1 protein-coding gene is annotated in these 1568 nt (G+C 70.0%); it reads right to left on the reverse strand.

Translation table 11 applies throughout. The annotated features are described in order from the left end of the window. Positions 1-743: 743 nt before the first annotated feature. Positions 744-1448: a tetratricopeptide repeat protein gene (locus ACWD68_RS41835; RefSeq protein WP_451811711.1), complete on the reverse strand. Its 705-nt coding sequence runs from the start codon at positions 1446-1448 to the stop codon at positions 744-746. Positions 1449-1568: the final 120 nt, after the last annotated feature.

Raw genomic sequence — 1568 nt, forward strand, 5'->3', positions numbered from 1 at the left:
CTGGCGGTGTCAGCCTGCGGAGCGCGGGTAAGACCGGGACTCGTCCCGGCGCAGCGCGATGAAACAGGAACCCACCCGAAGCCGCGCCCGACAACGGCGCGGCAAGCGGGAATCGCCCTCCTTTAGGTGGGCGAGGATGTCAAGGTTTCCTCCAGACCCGCCACGCACGAGACGTCGAGGACGCTCCCCGGCCGGCCGCTGGTGCAGCCGGTCGACGGGTTCAACCAGCCCCGCCTGCTGGCCCGGGCGCATGTGCGTATCCCGCCGTCGGCCGAAGAGATCGAGGCCCTGTTCGCGCTTGGCGCTCGGGCCTGCCGGGCGAGCGGACGCTCATGCAGTTCGCGGCTCTTCTGAGGCGTGGGTTGTGGGCGGTGCAGCCGGAGCCGTTCTGCGAGCTGCGGTTGGCGAGCTGCGCATCACGCTGCAGCGGTCGCCCTACAGGCTCATGGGCGCCCTGGTCACCGGAGCCAGCGCGGTTTCCGTGTGGCTCGCGCGCTGAAGCTCCGCTTTGGTGTGGGCTCCGGGGCATCGACGACCCGGAGCCCACGGAGCCGCACTACGGCTGTTCGTCCGTCTCGGACGGTCGGGGGCGGGTGCGGCGGCCGCGGAGGCGTGCGGCACTCCAGGCGGAGGAGGTGAGGACCAGTGCGGCGCCGAGGCCCCGGTCCATGAGAGGGACCGGGGCCACCCGCTTATCTTCAAACGTGCTCGTCCGCAGGGTGGCTGCCGGTTTCGGTGGCCGGTCATAGCGGCAGGGGGTCGGTGTCGCAGTTGGCGCGTCTGTTTTCCTGGAGCTGGACGGTGGCCGGGTGCGGGGTGTCCGAGGAGGGTTGGTGGCGGGTGCGGTCGAGGACGTGCTCCATACGTTCCAGGGTGTCCTCGCGCAGTGCGTGTCCCTCTGCATCGGCTCCCGTGTGGATGAGGTCCAGCGCCAGGTTCCCGGCGCATGCCAGCGTGGTCGGGTGGTCCTCGCCGAGGCTGGTTCGGCACAGTTCCAGCGTGGCCCTGCCGCGTTGATGGGCGTGGTCGTGGCTGCCGAGCGCGGCCAGGTCGCTGGCCAGGTTGACGGCACAGGCGAGGGCGATCGGATGGCCCTCGCCGAGTTGTTCGGAGAGATCGGCGAGAGCCGCCTCGTCCAGGAGATGTGCTTCCTCGGCCATGCCGAGCAGCCTCAGGGTGACGGCGAGGTCGATGTCCGCGGACAGGACGTGTGGGTGGAGCGGGCCGTAGACCTGCCGGTATCCCTCACAGACTTCGAGGCCGCGGGAGCGGGCTGCCTCCAGGTCGCCGCTCTGGCGCAGCGCGACCGAAAGGGTCAGCGCTGCGTTCAGCGAACGGGGATGCGCCCTGGGGTAGCGGCACACGAGCTGGGTGTGCGCGTCGGTTGCCAGTTCGAGCGAACGCGCATAGTCGCCCTCCTTGCGGCAGGACTCGCTGAGCTGGCGCACCGCTTCGATCGTGGACGGGTCGTCGTGAAGTTCCCCCCGCGAACTGGACAGCGGGTGTTTACGCTGCCGGGACGAGGTTCTGCCTGAGCAGGGATCTCGTTTCGAGCGGGGTGACGTAGC

The sequence above is a fragment of the Streptomyces sp. NPDC005141 genome (assembly GCF_053599975.1).